General features: G+C 68.5%; 1 protein-coding gene. It reads left to right on the forward strand.

All coding sequences use genetic code 11. The features are described 5' to 3' along the window. On the forward strand, window positions 1–801 hold an 801-nt coding region (locus IH48_RS0132220; RefSeq protein ID WP_030912895.1), incomplete at both ends, for a beta-ketoacyl reductase.

Below are 801 nucleotides of genomic sequence, written 5' to 3' on the forward strand. Positions count from 1 at the left end.
GCCAAGCAACTCCACCAAGACCTCACCGCCCTCGGCGCAAACGTCACCATCACCGCCTGCGACACCGCCGACGCCAACCAACTCGCCGACCTCCTCGCCACCATCCCGGACGAGCACCCCTTGACCGCCGTCATCCACACCGCCGGCATCCTCCAGGACGCCACACTGGCCAACCTCACCCCAGACCACCTGGACGCCGTCCTGCGGCCAAAGGCCGACGCCGCCTGGAACCTGCACCAGCAGACCAAACACCTCAACCTCTCCGCCTTCATCCTCTACTCCTCCATCACCGGCATCCTGGGCAATCCAGGGCAGGCCAACTACGCCGCCGCCAACACCTTCCTCGACGCACTCGCCCACCACCGCCACACCCACGGCCTGGCCGCCACCTCCCTCGCCTGGGGCCTATGGCAGCAGACCAGCACCATGAGCAGTCACCTCGACAGCGCCGACCGCGCCCGTCTCAGCCGCACAGGCATCGCGCCGCTCAGCACCACCGACGCGCTTGCGCTCTTCGATCATGCCCTCGCCGCCTCCCACCCCCACCTGCTCCCCACCCGCCTCAACCTCACTGCCCTCCGCAACAACCCCGACCTGCCGCCCCTCTACCGCACCCTCCTGCCGACCGTGCGGCCTACCACCGCCAACAACGGCAGCGGAAACCGGAGCGCAGGACAGTCGCTGGCTGAGAGGCTCATCCCGCTCACCGAGGGCGAACAGGAGCAGTTCCTCCTCGGCCTCGTACGCGACCACGTGGCGGCCGTACTCGGCCACAGCAACAGCCGCGGAATCGACGAACAC

This window comes from Streptomyces sp. NRRL F-5126, from assembly GCF_000721265.1.
In the GTDB taxonomy this organism is placed as follows: Bacteria; Actinomycetota; Actinomycetes; order Streptomycetales; family Streptomycetaceae; genus Streptomyces.